The 16,420-nt window shown below is 70.9% G+C and carries 13 protein-coding genes and 2 tRNA genes; 8 read left to right on the forward strand and 7 right to left on the reverse strand.

Annotation, left to right across the window (positions count from 1 at the left end; all coding sequences use genetic code 11):
- Positions 1 to 114: 114 nt before the first annotated feature.
- Both AB0K03_RS14655 and AB0K03_RS14660 read left to right on the forward strand, forming a co-directional pair.
- Complete coding sequence (locus AB0K03_RS14655; RefSeq protein ID WP_364684420.1) at positions 115 to 1,005, forward strand: NlpC/P60 family protein; 891 nt, start codon at positions 115 to 117, stop codon at positions 1,003 to 1,005.
- A 200-nt stretch (positions 1,006 to 1,205) separates the two neighbouring features.
- On the forward strand, positions 1,206 to 1,769 hold the full coding sequence (locus tag AB0K03_RS14660) for a prepilin-type N-terminal cleavage/methylation domain-containing protein (RefSeq protein WP_364684422.1): 564 nt from the start codon (positions 1,206 to 1,208) through the stop codon (positions 1,767 to 1,769).
- Here AB0K03_RS14660 and AB0K03_RS14665 read toward each other — a convergent pair whose 3' ends face one another.
- Entirely contained in the window at positions 1,770 to 2,954 is a 1,185-nt protein-coding gene (locus AB0K03_RS14665) for an ATP-binding protein (RefSeq protein WP_364684424.1), read from the reverse strand. It lies immediately after the preceding gene.
- 347 nt (positions 2,955 to 3,301) lie between these two features.
- Here AB0K03_RS14665 and AB0K03_RS14670 point away from each other — a divergent pair, with 347 nt between their 5' ends.
- Complete coding sequence (locus tag AB0K03_RS14670) at positions 3,302 to 3,832, forward strand: YbhB/YbcL family Raf kinase inhibitor-like protein (RefSeq protein ID WP_364684426.1); 531 nt, start codon at positions 3,302 to 3,304, stop codon at positions 3,830 to 3,832.
- 75 nt (positions 3,833 to 3,907) lie between these two features.
- Here the strand turns inward: AB0K03_RS14670 and AB0K03_RS14675 are convergent, their stop codons facing one another.
- Positions 3,908 to 4,621: a class I SAM-dependent methyltransferase gene (locus AB0K03_RS14675; RefSeq protein WP_364684428.1), complete on the reverse strand. Its 714-nt coding sequence runs from the start codon at positions 4,619 to 4,621 to the stop codon at positions 3,908 to 3,910.
- 165 nt (positions 4,622 to 4,786) lie between these two features.
- Here AB0K03_RS14675 and AB0K03_RS14680 point away from each other — a divergent pair, with 165 nt between their 5' ends.
- Positions 4,787 to 6,856, forward strand: coding sequence for a hypothetical protein (locus AB0K03_RS14680; RefSeq protein ID WP_364684429.1), 2,070 nt, complete (start codon positions 4,787 to 4,789; stop codon positions 6,854 to 6,856).
- Positions 6,857 to 6,913: 57 nt separating this feature from the next.
- Here the strand turns inward: AB0K03_RS14680 and AB0K03_RS14685 are convergent, their stop codons facing one another.
- Positions 6,914 to 7,636, reverse strand: a complete 723-nt coding sequence (locus AB0K03_RS14685; protein ID WP_364684860.1) for a hypothetical protein — start codon at positions 7,634 to 7,636, stop codon at positions 6,914 to 6,916.
- A 401-nt stretch (positions 7,637 to 8,037) separates the two neighbouring features.
- Here AB0K03_RS14685 and AB0K03_RS14690 point away from each other — a divergent pair, with 401 nt between their 5' ends.
- Entirely contained in the window at positions 8,038 to 9,618 is a 1,581-nt protein-coding gene (locus AB0K03_RS14690) for a peptide deformylase (RefSeq protein ID WP_364684431.1), read from the forward strand.
- 3 nt (positions 9,619 to 9,621) lie between these two features.
- Here the strand turns inward: AB0K03_RS14690 and AB0K03_RS14695 are convergent, their stop codons facing one another.
- Together AB0K03_RS14695 and AB0K03_RS14700 are read right to left on the reverse strand one after the other, a co-directional pair.
- The gene (locus tag AB0K03_RS14695) at positions 9,622 to 10,734 is read right to left on the reverse strand and encodes a globin domain-containing protein (RefSeq protein WP_364684433.1); all 1,113 of its coding nucleotides are present in this window, start codon (positions 10,732 to 10,734) and stop codon (positions 9,622 to 9,624) included.
- A gap of 420 nt (positions 10,735 to 11,154) precedes the next feature.
- On the reverse strand, positions 11,155 to 12,561 hold the full coding sequence (locus tag AB0K03_RS14700; RefSeq protein WP_364684435.1) for a hypothetical protein: 1,407 nt from the start codon (positions 12,559 to 12,561) through the stop codon (positions 11,155 to 11,157).
- Positions 12,562 to 12,904: 343 nt separating this feature from the next.
- Between AB0K03_RS14700 and AB0K03_RS14705 the strand changes: the two genes are divergently transcribed.
- The 3 genes from AB0K03_RS14705 (at position 12,905) to AB0K03_RS14715 (ending at position 14,143) form a co-directional block, all read left to right on the forward strand.
- Positions 12,905 to 12,995, forward strand: a tRNA-Ser gene (locus tag AB0K03_RS14705).
- Positions 12,996 to 13,031: 36 nt separating this feature from the next.
- A tRNA-Arg gene (locus tag AB0K03_RS14710) sits at positions 13,032 to 13,104 on the forward strand.
- 487 nt (positions 13,105 to 13,591) lie between these two features.
- Complete coding sequence (locus AB0K03_RS14715; protein ID WP_364684437.1) at positions 13,592 to 14,143, forward strand: Uma2 family endonuclease; 552 nt, start codon at positions 13,592 to 13,594, stop codon at positions 14,141 to 14,143.
- Between the two features lie 374 nt (positions 14,144 to 14,517).
- Here AB0K03_RS14715 and AB0K03_RS14720 read toward each other — a convergent pair whose 3' ends face one another.
- Both AB0K03_RS14720 and AB0K03_RS14725 read right to left on the reverse strand, forming a co-directional pair.
- Positions 14,518 to 15,903 (reverse strand): rhodanese-like domain-containing protein, encoded by a 1,386-nt coding sequence (locus tag AB0K03_RS14720; protein WP_364684439.1) that lies wholly within the window; start codon positions 15,901 to 15,903, stop codon positions 14,518 to 14,520.
- Positions 15,904 to 15,932: 29 nt separating this feature from the next.
- Positions 15,933 to 16,304 (reverse strand): rhodanese-like domain-containing protein, encoded by a 372-nt coding sequence (locus AB0K03_RS14725; protein WP_364684441.1) that lies wholly within the window; start codon positions 16,302 to 16,304, stop codon positions 15,933 to 15,935.
- Positions 16,305 to 16,420 lie beyond the last annotated feature (116 nt).

Consider the following 16,420-nt stretch of genomic DNA (forward strand, 5'->3'; position numbering starts at 1 on the left):
GTGTGTTGGCATGGTCCGCGGAATGACCAATGACGTCCGGGTTCCCATTGTCGCCGCTGAAACGGGTGACGAACCGACCGGCGGCAGCGACGCTGCGGTCCGGATGGGATGCGCGTGAGTGCCCCGGGCCGAGTACGGAGGCTCCTGCTGTCCCGTCCCACCACCGGCCGCGTGCTGGCCGCCGGCGCCCTGGCGCTGGCCGTGAGCGCACCGGCCCTCGAACCCGTCCAGATCTCCGCCGAACCCCGGCCCAACCCCGTCCTCGCCGTCGCGCCCGCCGCGGCGGGCGACGCGACGCTTGCGGCCCGGTCCCGCGACCGGGTGGCGTCGCGGGCCGCGGCCCGCAGGTCGGCCACGCGCCCTGCCGCGACGGCGCTGCGTGCGGCGCAGCGTCAGATCGTGACGGTACGGCGGGCAGAGCAGTCCCGCCGCGCCGCCGAGCTCCGGGCCGCCGCCGAGCGTCGCGCGCTCGCCCAGCGCCGAGCGCTCGCCCAGCGCCGGGCCCGCCTCGCCGCCGCGCACCGGGCTCGTGTCGCCGCCACCGCCGAGCGGGCCCACCGGTCCGGGCGGGCCGACCGGGCCGAGCGCCGGGGTCGCCTCGCCGACCGGGCCGGCCGGCGGACCGCCACCAAGCGCGCTGACCGGGTGCACCACCGCACTCGCCGCGGCGCGCCGGCCGGGATGTCCGCGGTCATCGCCTTCGCCCGGGCCCAGGTCGGCAAACGCTACTCGGCGGGAGCGGAGGGCCCGAACGCCTTCGACTGCTCCGGGTTCACCAAGCGCGCGTACGCCCGCGCCGGCATCCGCCTCCCGCACTCGTCGGGAGCGCAGGCCGCCCGGGCCCGCTCGGTCTCCCGCTCCGCGGCCCGGCCCGGCGACCTGGTCGTCGGCGCGGGGCATGTGGGCATCTACATGGGCGGCGGCATGATGATCGACGCCGGGAACCCGCGTACCGGGGTCGTCTACCGCAAGATGTACGCGGGCCTGCACATCGAACGGTTCTGACAGCCCTTCGCCGGCGCCGGGTCGATCGACCTTCCCGGCGCCGGTTTCGGGGGTCGGCGCCCGGCCGCCATCCTGGCGCCGGTCTCGGGAAGATCGGCGCCGGTCTGGGGGGCTTGGCGCCGGGCCCGGGGGCTCGGCGCCGGCGATGTTCGGCCGGTGAGGTGCTCGGATCGGGGCCTGCGGTGCCGATGAGACGGGTCATGGGGAGCAAGCCCGCGTCGACGCGTGCCGGCGACGAGGGCTTCACGCTGATCGAACTGCTCGTCGCGATGACCGTCATGGTGGTCGTGACGTCGATCGCCACCGCGGGGATCGTGTCGATGTACCGGTCGGCGGACGATGTCGACACCCGATCGGTGGCGCAGGCGGAGCTGGGGCTCGCGCTGCAGCGGCTCGACCGGCAGGTGCGCTACGCCGAGGGCGTCTCGACGACGCCGGACACCGGCGCCTCCACCGTCGACTTCCTCACCATTCAGGGCACGCAGCAGGTCTGCGTACAGCTGCGGGTCGTCGCCGGGGTGCTGTCCCAGCGGACCTGGGCGTACGCCGGGAACCCGATCAATCCGACGCCGTGGCGGCCGCTCGCCTCGGGGCTGACGTCGGCCCGGCCGTTCACGTACGTGCCGCCGGACGACTCGCTCGGGCACCAGCGGCTGCGGATCGACCTGCGCCGGGAGCAGGACGCGAACCAGGCCACGTTCACCGCGCTCAACACCGACCGGACCAGCGGCAACGACTACTGCGCGGCCGGCCGTACGCCCTGATCAGGGTTTCGGGAGGGTGATCCGGACGGTCGTGCCGATGCCCAGCTCGCTCTCCACGTGGATGCTGCCGTGGTGCGCGTCGATGATCGAGCGGACGATCGCGAGCCCCAGCCCGGGCCCCGGCGTCGCCATGGTGTCCGCCGCCGCGCTGCGGAAGAAGCGGTCGAAGACGTGCGGCAGCTCGTCGGCGGGGATGCCCACCCCGGTGTCCGTGATCACCACCTCGGGTTCGGCGCCGGCCGTGGTGGTCACCGAGATCTCACCCCCGGCCGCGGTGAATTTGATCGCGTTCACGATCAGATGGTTCAGGGCCTGGCTCAGCCGCTTGGCGTCCGCCCGCGCCGGCACCGATCCGGCGCCTCGGTCGCGCAGCTGGACCTCGCGGTGCTCGGCGAGCGGCCGGCACGACCGGGTGATCTGGCGGGCCAGCCCGGCCAGGTCGATCTCGGTGAGGCTCAGCTCCACGCCCTCGTCGCTGAGCCGTGCGACGGTGAGCAGGTCGTCGATCAGGCGCAGCAGGCGGTCGGAGTTGCGCTGCATGACGGTCAGGAACCGGTGTGCGGTCTCCGCGTCGAACTCGCCGTCGAGCAGCATCTCGAGGTAGCCCCGGATGGACGACAGCGGTGTCCGCAGCTCGTGACTCACCGAGGCGAGGAACGAGTCCTTCATCCGGTCCAGCTGGCGCAGCCGGTCCACGATCTGGCCGGCGTGCCGTGCGTACCGGCGCAGCTCCAGCTGCACGGACGCGTGCCGGGCGAGGCTGCGCAGGGCCCGGCGCTGCTCCTCGGTCAGCTCCCGCGGCCGCTGGTCGATCACGCACACCGTGCCGATCGAGTGGATCCCGTCGAGCACGATCGGCGCTCCCGCGTAGAACCGGACCTGCCGGCCCGCGAGCGCCGGGGTGGCGGCGCCGGTGTCCGGAACCTCCATCAGTTCCTGGGCCCGGACCACCCGGAAGCAGTACGGGAGCTCGCCGCCGGCGCGGTCCCGGTCGACGCCGATCGCGGCCTTGACCCATTGCCGGTCCCGGTCGACGAAGGTCACCAGCCCCACGGGCGTCCCGCAGATCTCCGAGGCGAGCAGGGCGATGTCGTCGAAGTCGTCCTCCGCCGGGGTGTAGAGGACCTGGGCGTCGTGCAGGGCGGCGAGCCGGGCGGCCTCGTCGTCCTGCAGCGGAGCTCTCACGACAGTGATCGTCTCATCGCGGCGTCCTGGTCAGGGCCGGTTTGCGACGGCACCGACAGCAGTCGGCGCCCGTCCCGTGGGACAGGCGCCGACTTGCTGGCCGTGGCTTCGTCGCCGGGCGACCGATCACCACCAGGCGCGGGGATCTCCTGCCGCACGCACCCGGTCGGATGTCTGACACGACTATTCCCCGTGTCAAGCGGTTTGACGCGCACCAGCTGTGCGTTTGTTGAACTTTTCCGGCCGCGGCGGTCATAGGTCCGAAAGGTCCCTGACATGTCTTCCGGTTACGCTCGGCTGCACGGGGCAGTCTGACTGGACCGAGCACAGCTGGAAGGACAACGAGTATGAGCCTGGAGCGCGCCCAAGCACCGGATCCGTACGACATCCTGCCGCCGGTGCCTTCCTTCACGGTGACGAGCACGGACCTGGCCGACGGGCAGCCGCTCGACGAGCTGTACGTGCACACCGGCGTCGGTGGCAAGAACCTCTCCCCGCAGCTCGCCTGGTCCGGATTCCCGGAGGAGACCCGCGGCTTCGTGGTGACCTGCTTCGACCCGGACGCGCCGACCGGCAGCGGCTTCTGGCACTGGGTGCTGGTGAACCTGCCGAAGTCGGTCACCGACCTGCCGCGCGGCGTGGACCCGCTCCCCGAGGGGGCGTTCACGATCCGCAACGACTACGGCGAGGCCGGCTACGGCGGCGCCGCCCCGCCGCCCGGTGACCGCCCGCACCGGTACGTCTTCGCGGTGCACGCCCTGGACGTGGACCGGCTGGAGGTCGGCGAGGACGCGACCCCGGCGTACGTGGGCTTCAACCTCGCGTTCCACACGCTGGCCCGGGCGACGATCCGCCCGACATACCAGGTCAAGGGCTGACGGTCCGCTGCAAGCGAAAGCCCGCCGGGTCGGCCGACCCGGCGGGCTTCGTCGTTCGTGGGTGTGGGCGCTCGGTCAGCCGGGGACCTTGGCGACCACGAAGACCGACTGGCCGAACGGCGGCTTCACGATCTTCTCGGCGGCCTTGGTGACCGGCAGCACCACGCTGTCGTAGAGCTTCACCATCGGGCCCTCCTTCGGGGCCAGCTTGAAGATGCTCGTCGCGCCGTAGTAGCCGATGAGGCCGAGCGCGTTCGCGTAGTGCAGCTTCTCGATGGTGAGGCCCGCCTCCGTCATGGCGGCGCGCATCGTCTTCTTGGTGTAGCGGCGGATGTGGCCGGTCGCGATGTCGACCTGGCTCATCGCGAACATGAACGCCGGCACGATGAGGATGACCCGGCCGCCTGGGCGGACCAGCTCGGCCATGCTGCGCAGCGCGCCCACGTGGTCCTCGATGTGCTCGAGCACGTTGTACGACACCGCGGCGCTGTACTCACCGGCGGCGTCGGCGGCCGGCAGCAGCATCTGCCGCACGTCGATGTTCGCGTGGTCGGCCAGGCGCTCCTTGAGCTGCACGAGCCGGTCCGGGTCCGCCTCGGTGGCGGTGAAGTGCGGAACGTGCTCTGCCCACTCCAGGGCGTAGTCGCCGAGACCGCTGCCGATCTCGATCGGGTTCTCCCCCAGGTAGGGGAGGGCGAGCTCGACGAACCACCGACGGTGGTTCACCGCCATGGCGAGGCCTTCGAGCACTTCGGACTGGATCCGCTGGTCTCCAGTGATGTCTGCCATAAGTAGGTTCCCTCGTCTTGCCGATCCGAGCTGACAGCGGGACCGGAAGAGTTAACCATCCGGTGCGTCCTGCCGAAAGTTGAGCAGGGGGTGGGCGCTCTATTTTTGCCTGATTGAGACATTGCCCGGCGGGTACCCGGGGTCGTTACCCATCATGCACGACGGGTGCCCGTCACCGCTAAAACGCGCCTTCATATCGGGTCGATCACGCATCGGCCACCCGTCACAACACTGTTACCAACCTCGGTTAGGCTCGCCGATGCTATGACGATTACGGGTATTGACTCGACAGGCCAGTCGCCCGGCGGGAACCTTCTGCCACCGCCCCGCGAGGCCGCCGCCGAAGACCTGGACGCGGAGCTGATCGCGCTGGAAAGCGAGGTCGGGGCCGCGCCGATCTCCGTCATACCCGCAGATCGCACGGCACCTGCGGGCGAGCCGCAGGCGCCGCCGCGGCGGCGCTGGTGGCGTTCTCTCACCTGGCGAGACGCGCTCGCGATTACCTCGTTCATTGCGGTAGCGCTCTTCGTCACAGCTCCGTTGTGGCTCAACCTTGATCATGAGTTGCGCGACGATCCACAGGACCAAGCATTTTTCGAGTGGATGTTGGCGCACGGTGCACGCGTGCTCACGGATGGCGTTTATCCGTTCTTCTCGGATCGCATGAATTACCCCGATGGGGTGAACATGATGGCCAACACCTCGGTGTTGGCGGTTTCACTGCCGATGACGCCCGTCACTGCCATCTTCGGTCCGCATGTGGCGTTCAACGCGTTTCTCACGCTCGCGTTGGCACTTACCGGCATCTCGTGGTATCTGGTGCTCTCGCGCCACTTCGTGGCCTCGCGGCTCGCGGCGTGGGTCGGCGCGCTCTTCGCCACCTTCGCCCCCAGCATGATCTCGCACGCCGGCGGGCACCCGAACATCGTCTCGCAGTTCCTCGTCCCGCTGATCATCTGGCGGACCCTCGCGCTGCGGACCCCCGGCCGGGTGGTCCGCAACGGCCTCGCCCTCGCGGGCCTGCTCGTCTGGCAGGCGTTCATCAACCTCGAGGTCCTGTTCATGACCGCGGTGGGCCTCGGCATCTTCTGCGCGGTCATGGGGCTGGTCCGCCGTCGCGGCGGCCGTGCCGAGGTGCTCACCTTCCTGCGCGGCCTCGGCGTCGCGGCGGCCGTCTCGCTGGCGCTCCTGGCGTACCCGCTGTGTGTGCAGTTCTTCGGCCCGCAGAGCTACCACGGCCTGCCCGAGTTCGTCCGCTACTTCGGGGCCGACCTGGGATCCTTCACCGCGTACGCGCAGCGCTCGATCGCCGGCAACAGCGAGACCGCGGCGCGCCTCGCCCAGAACGCCTCCGAGCAGAACGCGTTCTTCGGCTGGGGTCTGGTGATCCTCTTCTTCGGCCTGGTGGCGTGGATGCGCCGCAGCGCCGCGGTCCTCACGCTCGCCGGGATCGGCCTGCTGTTCGGCGCGATGTCGCTCGGCCCGCAGGTCCGCCTGAACGGCGTCGACACCGGCGTCTCCGGCATCTGGGCACTGCTGCACAGCGTGCCGGTGCTGAACTCGGCCGTGCCCACCCGCTGGGCCATGGCGATCGCCCCGGTCGTCGGCATCGTCCTCGCGCTGGGCTGCCAGAAGGCGTCGGACCTGATGAAGGCGCAGCCGGGGGCGCGGGGCCCGGTCCGGGTCGCGATGATCACCGCGGTCGCGATGGCGCTGGTGCCGCTCGCGCCGACCCCGCTCGAGACCGTGAAGATGGACCCGGTCCCCGAGTTCGTCACATCGGGCGCCTGGCGGCAGTACGTGGACGACAACCACACGCTCGTGTCGCTGCCCCTGCCCGACAGCACGTATCCGGACCCGCTGCGCTGGAGCGCGTACACCGGGCTCGACATGCGCATCGCCAGCGCGTACGCGTTGCTGCCCAGCCAGAACCCGCTCGACCCGACCGACCGGACGGCGCTGTTCTCGCCGCCGTGGCGGCCGACGAGCGGCCTGATGACCTCCATCAAGCAGGGCAACCCGATCCCGGAGATCAGCGACACCCGGCGCGAGATGACCCTGGCGGACCTGCGCTACTGGAAGGCCGGCGTCATCGTGCTCACCCCGCAGGTGCGTGACATCGAGATGCTCCGCGCGATGACCGACCTGCTGGGTTTCCAGCCGACCTGGACCGGCGGCGCGTGGGTGTGGGATGTCCGTCACCTGGTCGACGACCCGAAGGCGACGCTGGGCTGACCCCGGCACAGCGATGCCGGCGCGGGATTCCCGCGCCGGCATTTTCTTCGAGGAGAATCAGGCCTGCTTGATGCAGCAGCCCATGCACACCTTCGGCTTGGGCAGCGTGAACGCCAGGCAGCACGTCTTGCGCTGCACGTCCAGCTTGCCGGCGCGGCCGGGAACCAGCTCGATGAGGTCTTCGACGCCGAGCGTGGTGAGCAGCGTGTCGATGGTCTGCGCGGACGAGCCGGGCATCACGTCCGCCGACCGCAGCACCGCGTACGCGACCCCGGACGCCAGCGAGCCCATCAGCGTGCGCTTGCCCAGCCGTACCTTCGCGTGGATGGCGTCGAGCAGCGGGGTGAGGTGCTCGTCCAGTAACGACCGGCGCAGCTCCGTCAGGAGCGCCGCCTCGTCCGCCACGACGCGTACCTCGGGCCGGCTGCTCAGCGCGAGCGGGTCCGACGGCAGCACCGCGACCGTGATGTCCGGGTGCAGGCCGAGGGTGACCAGCGGGCGCGGGTCGTTGAAGTGCATCAGCACGTCCGTGCCGGTGAGCAGCGGCACCCGGCGTGCCGACGCCCAGCCCAGCACCGCCGGGAGCGCCAGCCAGTACGTGTACGCCTTCCAGGCCAGCGCGGCCGCGGCGTGCGGCTGGGCCTGCCAGCGGTGCTTCGACGACTCCAGGAGGACGTTCAGCGCGCTCCCGGCGAGCTCGGCCGCGGGAACCCAGCCGGTGGTGTCGCGGATCAGGAGGTCGGGCGCGAGCCCCGGCAGCTCGGTGGACGTGCCGAACATCGCGCGCAGGCTCGCGGTGACGGGTGCCAGCGGGGAGTCGGCGAACGAAGCGTGACCGGGGGCGTGGTCCAGGGTGGTCGTCACCGGCTGCCGCCGGGCCCGGGGGAGCAGGGGCTCCGCTGGATCACCGTGCTCACCTCGCTGTCCTTGAATCGGGGCGCTGTCGTCGCTCAAGCTCTGAGGTCACCCACCGTACCCCGTTAAGGCTAGCCTAACCATGCCACCCCCTCGGTCCCCGGACAGGTGTTCTTCTGCACGAATACCCCCAGCTAGGGTCACCTAACGGAACGTTGCGCCGTTGCCGGAGGCGTCAAGGTATCTGTCGGCAACGCGCTACTAGCCCCATGCGGACACCGGAAGACATGGACACTGAAATTCCTGTCGCAAAGGGGACATCCGTGATGACCACCTCGCCTGTCGAGAGGGCCGCCGACCAGTTCGTGACGGCGCTCGCGCAGTGGCGGGTCGAGCGCGGGATGACGAAGAAGCAGCTCGCCGCCCGGATGGGCTTCGACCCGTCCTACGTCAGCCACGTCGAAGGCCGCCGGCACAAGCCCACGGAGGACTTCGCCCGGCGCGCCGAGGCGGTTCTGGCCGCCGGCGGCGCCATCTGGCAGAGATTCCAGGAGTACGACGAGCTGCGGCACGCACGCGGCGCCACGCTGCACCGCGACCCGCCGGTGCCCGTCCAGTGGATGCCGCCCGGCACGGGGCTCATCGTCGAACGGGAGGTCGCGGAGCTCACGTACACGCAGGGGGCGTACCGCTGCCGGATCCGGCGGGCGCTCTACAACGCCGGCGTCGAGCCCGTCACCCGCTACCTGGTGAAGATCGCGGTCGACCGGTACCCGCACGACCCCGCCGGCTCCAACCGCCATCACCGTACGCACCCGCTCAGCTTCGACGAGATGGACCTGCACGCCGTCGCGGGCGAGGGGGACGCGGCGGAGCCGATGCACTGGCGGCTCAAGCTCGACCGGGACGCCGCCAAGGAGGTCTGGCTGCTCTTCGCCAACGACCACGGCCAGTTCCCGCTCTACCCGGGCGAACGGACGACGATCGACTACGCGTACACGGTCGGCGAGGAGAAATGGGGGCAGTGGTTCCAGCGGGCCGTGCGTCTGCCCACCCGCAACCTCACCGTACGGCTGGACTTCCCGGTCGAGTTCGAACCGCAGGTGTGGGGCGTCGAGACGTCGCTCGCCGCGGAGGTTCCCGTCCGTACGCCCCTCGAACGCCACAACGACGACAAGCGCGCCGTCTTCGAATGGTCGACCGACGCGCCCCTGCTCAATGCCCGATACCGCCTCGAATGGCGGTTCCGCGGGCAATCCGCACCCACCGTCGGCGACGAAGCAGTCCCGAGACCGGAAGTTGCTGCGGCCCCGCCCGGAGACGTCCTCCAGCGGGCCACCAACGGTCACGAGCTGAGAGCGAGCCAGCGGATGCGCGGAATCGGCATCGTCCAACGCGGCGCGGACCTGCTCCGCCAGCGCGCACGACACTTCCAGCTGCCCCGCGAGGGGGACGCGGCCCGCGAAGCCGTCGCCGCCCTGCGGACCACCATGGACCGCCTCGAGGGCGTCCACGACTTCAGCAAGGGCGTCGGCCTCGCCGCCCCGCAGATCGGCCTGGCCACCGCGGCGGCCATCGTCCGGCCGCCCGAGCGCGGCGCCGAGCCGGTCGTCCTGCTGAACCCGCGCGTCGTCGACGAGTCCGGCGAGACCGACGAACAGTACGAGGGATGCCTGTCGTTCTTCGACTACCGGGGGCTGGTCCGGCGGCCGCTGCGGGTCGACGTGGAACACGCCCGCTTCGACGGGACGCGTGTGATCACCTCGTTCGAACGAGCGATGGCCCGCCTGGTCAGCCATGAGATCGACCACCTCGAAGGCCGGCTGTACGTGGACCGCATGGCCGCCGACGCTACCCTCGTGCCGGTCGAGGAGTACGGCCAGACCGGGCGGCCCTGGGCGTACTGACGGCTATGAGTCGGAGAAGCTGTCGTACTTGACGCGGATCGACGGGACCTGAAGTTCGGCGAGGGTCTTGAGGGTCGACTTCACCATCAGCCCCGAGCCCGAGACGAAGAAGTCGTGCTCGTTCCACGGGCCGTACCGTCCGACGACGTCGGAGATGTTGCCGTGCTCGCCGGGGTACGTCGGATCGTCGCTGCAGGCGGTCACCACCGACAGCCACGGATAGCGGGCGGCGAGGCGGTTGAGGGCGGCCAGGTCGTACAGGTCGTCGCGGTTGCGGGCGCCGAAGAACACATGCACCCACCGCGTACGGTTGTAGCGCGTCAGTTCTTCCAGCAGGGATTTCACCGGGGCGAGACCGGTTCCGCCGGCCACGAACACCGCGTCACGGGTGGAGCGCCGGTCCAGATTCATCGACCCCATCGGCGCCGCCAGCCGGACCATGTCGCCCACCTGCAGCCGGCGCACCAGCGCGCTGGAGACCCACCCGGCCCCGACGGCGCGGACGTGGAACTCGATCGAGTTGTCCCGCCGCGGCGCGTTCGCCGGCGAATAGGTACGCCACAACCGGGGCTGGAAGCGTGGGCACTCGAGGCTCATGTACTGCCCGGCACGGAACTCCAGCGGCTGCATGGGCATCACGGTGAAGACGGCGATGTCGTTGGCGCGGCGTTCGTGCTCGACGACCTCGGCATACCAGTACGGCGGATTCGTGTCGGCCTCGGCGCCGGCCAGCATCTTCGCGGCGATCACCGCGTACGCGTCGGCCCACGCCTGGTCGTACTCGATCCCCCACTGCTCTCCCGCGTAATGCCGCATCGCCTCGATCAGGGCGCCGCCGACCACCTCGTAGTGCTCCGGTTCCACGTGGAACTTGCGATGATCACGCCCCAGCGCCCGCAGATAATCGTCGAACCGCTCCGGATCCTCGAGGGTCTGCACCGCGGTGACGATCGCGCCCAGCAGGCGCGCCCGCTGCACGTCCATCTGGACGGGGAAGAGCTCGCGGAGGGCGGGATGCGACAGGAAGATCCGAGCGTAGAAATACCCGGCGACCTTGTCCTGATGTTCCTCGACGAGGCTCCAGCTCTCCTTGAGCAAACGCGCGAGGTCTCCCATGCCCTAAGCGTGAGCAGCGAAGACGGTCACGCATCGCACGGAAGGTGCGACGAGCGAGACACAGATTCCCGACAGTCGGCGCGTCGCTTGCCCGATACGCCCCGGATGTGGGTAGGCGGCGTGGGGCGGGTTTCATTCGGCCGGCGTGCTTGGGTCGCGCCGCCTCGTTGCGGCGGCGCTGGTTCGTCCCGGCCGGGCCGGCTCGCCCGGCCGGCCCGGCCCGGTTTGCCGGCCCGGCCCGGTTTGGTCTCGCCGGCGCGATTGGCCGGGTGGGCCCCGGTTCGGGCGCGCCGGCGCGATTGGCCGGGCCGGGCCCGGTGCAGCTTCGCGGGCTCGGTCGGCCTGGCCTGGTTTGGTTGCGCCGGTTCGGTCGGCCGGGCCGCTCCGGTTCGGCCGCGCCGGCTCGGATGGCGGGCGGCCCTATCGGCGGTCGTTATGACCGGGTGGCTGTCGGTAGAACAGGTTGGCTCGTGCGGCGACTGTGTGAGCGGCGGCGCGGCTGGTCAGCACGGCGGCGAGCAGGCTCGCTCCCGGGAAGAGCCGGTTGACCCCGCGCAACACCGTCCAGACGCCGGCATGGACCGCGACCATCCGGCCGAGACGCCACAGCGCATCCGTGATGCCGGAATCGTCGTACGAGTGCTCCCGCGCGGCCACGAGCGCCGCCTCGGCGTCCTCCCGGGTCGGGTGCACCCGGGTGAGAAGCAACAGGTCCGCGGCCCGCGCCGGATCGGCCGGGTCGACCCCGTACGCGGCCGCGACGTGCAGCGAAAGCTCGGCATGCGCGAGCGCGGCGGCCCCCAGCAGCGTCAACGGGGCGTACGACCCGGCAACCGCGCCGAAGACACTGCCCACGGTCCCGAACCGCACGAACTGCTGCGAAGCCAGCCGGGCGAGCCCGTCCGGCGTCGCATTCGGGTACGCGTCCCGCATCCGTTCCGCCCACTCCTGCGCCTGCGGGCCGAGCGTCTGCACGGCGGCCAGCGCGAGGAGTTCGGGGGAGTGACCGGGGTCGGCGATCAGACGTGCCCAGGCCTCGGTGTGGGTGGCGGACTCGATGGGGTGGCGCTGAGCGGGGGTGTGCTTCGAGGGCTCGTCCGGTTCGCTCACGGTCGTGGTGGAGGCGCTCGCGGTCGTGGCCGGGGTGTCTGCCGGCTTGTCCGGGCCGGAGGATGCGGCGGTCGGCTGCTCGTCGGGGACTGTCGTCATGTCGGGCTCGACGAGCGCCGGGGCGACCTCGGCGGCGGCTGCCTTGAGGGCATGCTTGAGCGGCGCGGCCTTCCTGGCGGGAGTCGTCTTCTTGGCCGAGGTGGCAGAGCTGCCCGCCGGAGTTGCCTTCTTGGTCGGGTTCGCCTTCTTCGCTGCGGCTGTCTTCTTGGCCGGAGTGGGGTTCGTCACTGCCTTCGCCGCGGCTGCCTTCTTCGCCGGGCCGGCGGTGGTGCCGCCGTCGCTCCGGGGCGGGGCCGGCTTGGGGGCTTCGGTGTTCGCCCCGCTGGGCGTGCGCTTGGGGGCTTCGGTGTTCGCCCCGCTGGGCGTGCGCTTGGCGGGCGGCCGGTTCGCCGGATTGCGCCTCGAGGCGGGTTGCTGCTTGCGGGGCGGTGCGGCCGGGGTGGAGCCGTCGGCCTGGGTGGACTCGTCTGCGGTCGGGTGGTCTGTGGCCGTACTCTTCCCTCGATCAACCGTGGGACCCGGCGGCCGGAACGTGATCGGCGGGGGCGTGGCCGGCGGTTTCCGGGCCGGCGGCGCGGAGGATCCCTGCTGGTCAGACGTGCTGAACGCGGCGCGGGGCGACCGCGGTCGACGCGGCGGCGGCTGCTTCTCCTCCATGCCGTCGGAGCCTAGCCTGACCACGGCGTTTTCACCTGTCGGAAAGCGGTGTCGCGGATCGATTCGCATGTTTTCGGGCGGCGGCTGCCGGGTCGAGCCGAGTTGTCGGCCCCGGTCCGAGGGGGCGGGGTGCGCCGCGGCGGCCGGCTCGACGTGACTCGTCCGGAGGCGGCAGGCGGGGCCTGCCGGACGGGCGGAGCGCTGCCCGTCCGGGCGGGACGTGACCGGTCCGGAGCTGTCTGGGCGGGCCCGACGGGGGGCGGCGCGCGGAGGGGGCGAACCTCTTTGCCGGGCCGTCCGAGGGTCCGGTATCCTCAACCGTCGGTGGCCTGCAAGCCGCCGGGGAGACTTCGCCTAGTCTGGTCTATGGCGCCGCACTGCTAATGCGGTTGGGGGCTTATACCCCCTCCCGGGTTCGAATCCCGGAGTCTCCGCGTGTGAAGCCGGTGTGTATGCTGGCGAAGCACCGAGCGCCCGTAGCTCAATGGATAGAGCATCTGACTACGGATCAGAAGGTTAGGGGTTCGAGTCCCTTCGGGCGCGCTTTTTCGGAAGGCCGTCACCAGCGGAAACGCGGGTGGCGGCTTTCCTCGTTTCCCACTTTTCGCCGCACAGCTCCCGACTATTGGGGAGGGTGGTGCTCCGGCGCCCTGTCCGGACTGGCGCTGACCAGGCCTTATACGTCCTTCGAGAGCGCGGCCCGCGAACGACTTGACCGTTCCGAAGAGTGGAGTGACCGTTCGTGCGCCCGGCCGGGATTCCGGTCGGCACCGTGGCGAACGGTTCGCTAGTCGGGCCCCGCTGAGGCAGCGTCGCCGGACCTCCCGTTGGCAGGGAGGCCCGGCGCGTGGCGCTTCGATGGTTTCCGGCTTCTCGTGAAACTAGGATCGACGTGGGAGGTGGCACGGATGACGAGCGCTGGACGCGCGCGATGGGGTTCGCGGTGGGTCGGCCCACGGCGATTCGCCGTGCCGGCGCGCCTGCTAGTCCGGCACGATGCCTTCGTCTCCAGCGAACCGGGGAGTGCGACGTGAGCGCCGAGGCTGTGGGTGCGCAGATGCCGACGCAGATCACGCTCGATGATCTCGCCGAGATGGCCGCGGCAGACGAAAACCATCGCTACGAACTCAGCCCCGAGGGAGTGCTGTCCGTCGTGCCCCCCGCGGATCCCGATCACGCGTTGCTGGTGTCTCGCATGTTCGCCTGGTTCTTGACGCACGGCTACGGGCCGGAAGAGGTCGTCACGGACTGCGGCATCGACGTCGGTGGCGGCCGCGTACCCGATCTAGCGGTGTGGGCGAAGGGCCGGCCACCGCGCCCCGCCCGGTCTAGCTATGCCGGAACGGACGGGCTGCTGCTCGCCGTCGAGGTGGTCTCCAAGGGCTCCGAGATCGTCGATCGCGTCATCAAGAAGGCTGAGTACGCCAAGGCGGGCATCCCACGCTATTGGGTCATCGAGCGCGACAGCATCACGACCGTGCACCGGCACACCCTCGACCGCGCCACCGGCGAGTACGAGCCCGACCCCGCCGGTCCGAAACCGATCGCCTGGCTGCTGACGACCACTCCGGATATCGACTGAGCATCAGCACCGTTGGAGAGGTTGCCGCGCCTGGTGGCTTCTCGATCGTGCGAGATGAGCAGGCGCAGACCCTCGGCGTCGAGCGCACCGACGGGACGCTTGCGCAGCGCGTACGCCGTGGTGACCAGCCGGGTCGCGTCGACCGGCGGGTCGCCCCAGCGGTCGTCCTCGATCTCTTCGAGCGACCGGCTCCTGTCAGGCTCGGGCATCGTCCGAAGCGGGGTCCCTTCGGGCGCGCCAGTTAAGAAGGCCGTCACCAGCGGAAACGCGGGCGACGGCCTCTTGTATCCCAAGTTCCGGCACGTTTCAGGCCTTGGGCTCCCTCCGATTGTCCACAGGGAGCCCAGCGCGCAGGTCCTGCGAGGTGGCCGGGTTCAGAGGGTGGCGGGAGTGAGCGTGAGCTGCCACGCGGCGTATCCGCCGAGCAGGTCGGAGACGTCCGGGTGGCCGGTGGCGCGCATCAGGCTGGCTGCCACCGATGAGCGGTAGCCGCCGGCGCAGTGCACCACGACCGGCCGGTCGGTGGGGATCTCGGTGAGCCGGCGGGGCAACTCGGCCAGGGGGATGTGTGCCGAGCCCTCGATTGCGCCCTGCTCGCGTTCGCCCGAGGTGCGTACGTCGAGGACCACGGGCGGTCGCGGGCTGTCGAGGGTGGTGCGCAGGTCTGCGGCGGTGACCCGGCTGGCGCGGGTGAGGTCTGCTTCCATCTGCGGCAGGGCGGTCTCGGTCTCGTGCAGGTAGCCGAGGACCCGGTCGAAGCCGATGCGAGCCAGCCGGAGGACGGTCTCCTCGGCGCGGTCGGAGTCGGCGACCACGAGAAGAGTGTCGCCGGGCTGCGCGACGGTGCCGGCGGTCTCGGCGAACCGGCCGTCGGCCGGGATGTTCAGCGCGCCGCGCAGGTGCCCGGCGGCGAAGTCGTGCGGGTCCCGGGCGTCGATGACGATGGCGCCGGCCGTACGGGCCTCGGTGAACTCGTCGACGGTGAGCGCCCGCGGTGCGGTGGCGTGGTCGAACAGGTCGCGGGCCTGGCGGTTGAGGGCGGCGTCGAAGGCGAAGTAGCCGGGTGCGGCGGGCTGCCCGGCGGTGACCAGGGCGAGGAACTGCTCAACGGGCATCGGGGTGCAGGCGTAGTTGGTGCGGCGCTGTTCGCCGATGGTGGACTGCCGCTCGGTGGACAGGTTCTTGCCGCAGGCGGAACCGGCGCCGTGGGCGGGGAACACCCGGACCTCGTCCGGCAGGGCCATGAGTTTGCGCTGCACGCTGTCGTGGAGCATGCGGCCGAGTTCGTCGGCGGTCATCCCGGCGGAGGCGAGCAGGTCGGGCCGGCCGACGTCGCCGATGAACAGCGCGTCACCGGTGAGCACGCCGTACGGCACGGTGTCGGTCGCGTGTTCGTAGACCAGCACGCTGACCGACTCGGGGGTGTGCCCAGGAGTCTCCATGATCTGCAGGGTGACGTCGCCCAGGCTGATGCGCTCGCCGTCGGAGAGTCCTCGAATCGGGTACTCGGTGTCGGCGCGGTGGCCGTAGCCGATCCAGGCGCCGGTAGCGGCGGCGACTTCGAGGTGGCCGGCGAGGAAGTCGGCGTGGAAGTGGGTGTTGATCACGCCCTCGATCCGCAGGCCGTGCGTGCGGGCGTCGGCGAGGTAGTCGCCGATGTCGCGGCGCGGGTCGACGAGCACGGCCCGGCCGGTGGTCTGGTCGGCGATCAGGTACGACGCCTGCGACAGGCAGTCGAGGTAGTACTGCGTGAACAGCATGCTTCTCCCTTGAACGGTGATGGGGCGGGTCAGGCGAGACGGCCGGGGCGGCTGCCCTTGCCCTGCAGTGGCATCCCGGCGCCGGTCCAGGCGCGCAGGCCACCGGTGAGGTTGTGCACCTGCCGTCCTTCGCGGGCGAGCAGGGTGGCGGCCTGCCGGGAGCGGGCCCCGGATCGGCAGACGGTGATCACGGGCCGGTCGGCCGGCACTTCGGCGAGCCGGGCGGTGAGCTGCCCGAGCGGGATGTGCCGGGCCCGTGGTGCGTGTCCGGCGCGCCACTCGGCCGGCTCGCGCACGTCGAGCAGGACCGCACCGTCGGTGATCAGCGCGGCGGCCTGCTGCGGGTTCACGGACCGGTACGGCTTGCGGAACAGCTTGGTGAGCAGTGCGGCTACGGGCATCGGATCCCCCTCGGTGCTTCAGTGGTGCCGGATCAACCGGCGGGCACTTATCTCATCGTATACCCCCGGGGGTATCTGAGTGTGTTGGTTGTGCTCTGCGCCGCCCTCCTCGGCAG

It is taken from the genome of Actinoplanes sp. NPDC049316 (assembly GCF_040677315.1).
GTDB lineage: Bacteria > Actinomycetota > Actinomycetes > Mycobacteriales > Micromonosporaceae > Actinoplanes.

Coding starts and splice junctions, on each gene's coding strand:
- AB0K03_RS14720 (WP_364684439.1), bottom strand. CDS start 15,903: ATGCTGTTCACGCAGTACTACCTCGACTGCCTGTCGCAGGCGTCGTAC.
- AB0K03_RS14660 (WP_364684422.1), top strand. CDS start 1,206: ATGGGGAGCAAGCCCGCGTCGACGCGTGCCGGCGACGAGGGCTTCACG.
- AB0K03_RS14670 (WP_364684426.1), top strand. CDS start 3,302: ATGAGCCTGGAGCGCGCCCAAGCACCGGATCCGTACGACATCCTGCCG.
- AB0K03_RS14725 (WP_364684441.1), bottom strand. CDS start 16,304: ATGCCCGTAGCCGCACTGCTCACCAAGCTGTTCCGCAAGCCGTACCGG.
- AB0K03_RS14690 (WP_364684431.1), top strand. CDS start 8,038: ATGACCACCTCGCCTGTCGAGAGGGCCGCCGACCAGTTCGTGACGGCG.
- AB0K03_RS14675 (WP_364684428.1), bottom strand. CDS start 4,621: ATGGCAGACATCACTGGAGACCAGCGGATCCAGTCCGAAGTGCTCGAA.
- AB0K03_RS14700 (WP_364684435.1), bottom strand. CDS start 12,561: ATGGAGGAGAAGCAGCCGCCGCCGCGTCGACCGCGGTCGCCCCGCGCC.
- AB0K03_RS14685 (WP_364684860.1), bottom strand. CDS start 7,636: ATGTTCGGCACGTCCACCGAGCTGCCGGGGCTCGCGCCCGACCTCCTG.
- AB0K03_RS14695 (WP_364684433.1), bottom strand. CDS start 10,734: ATGGGAGACCTCGCGCGTTTGCTCAAGGAGAGCTGGAGCCTCGTCGAG.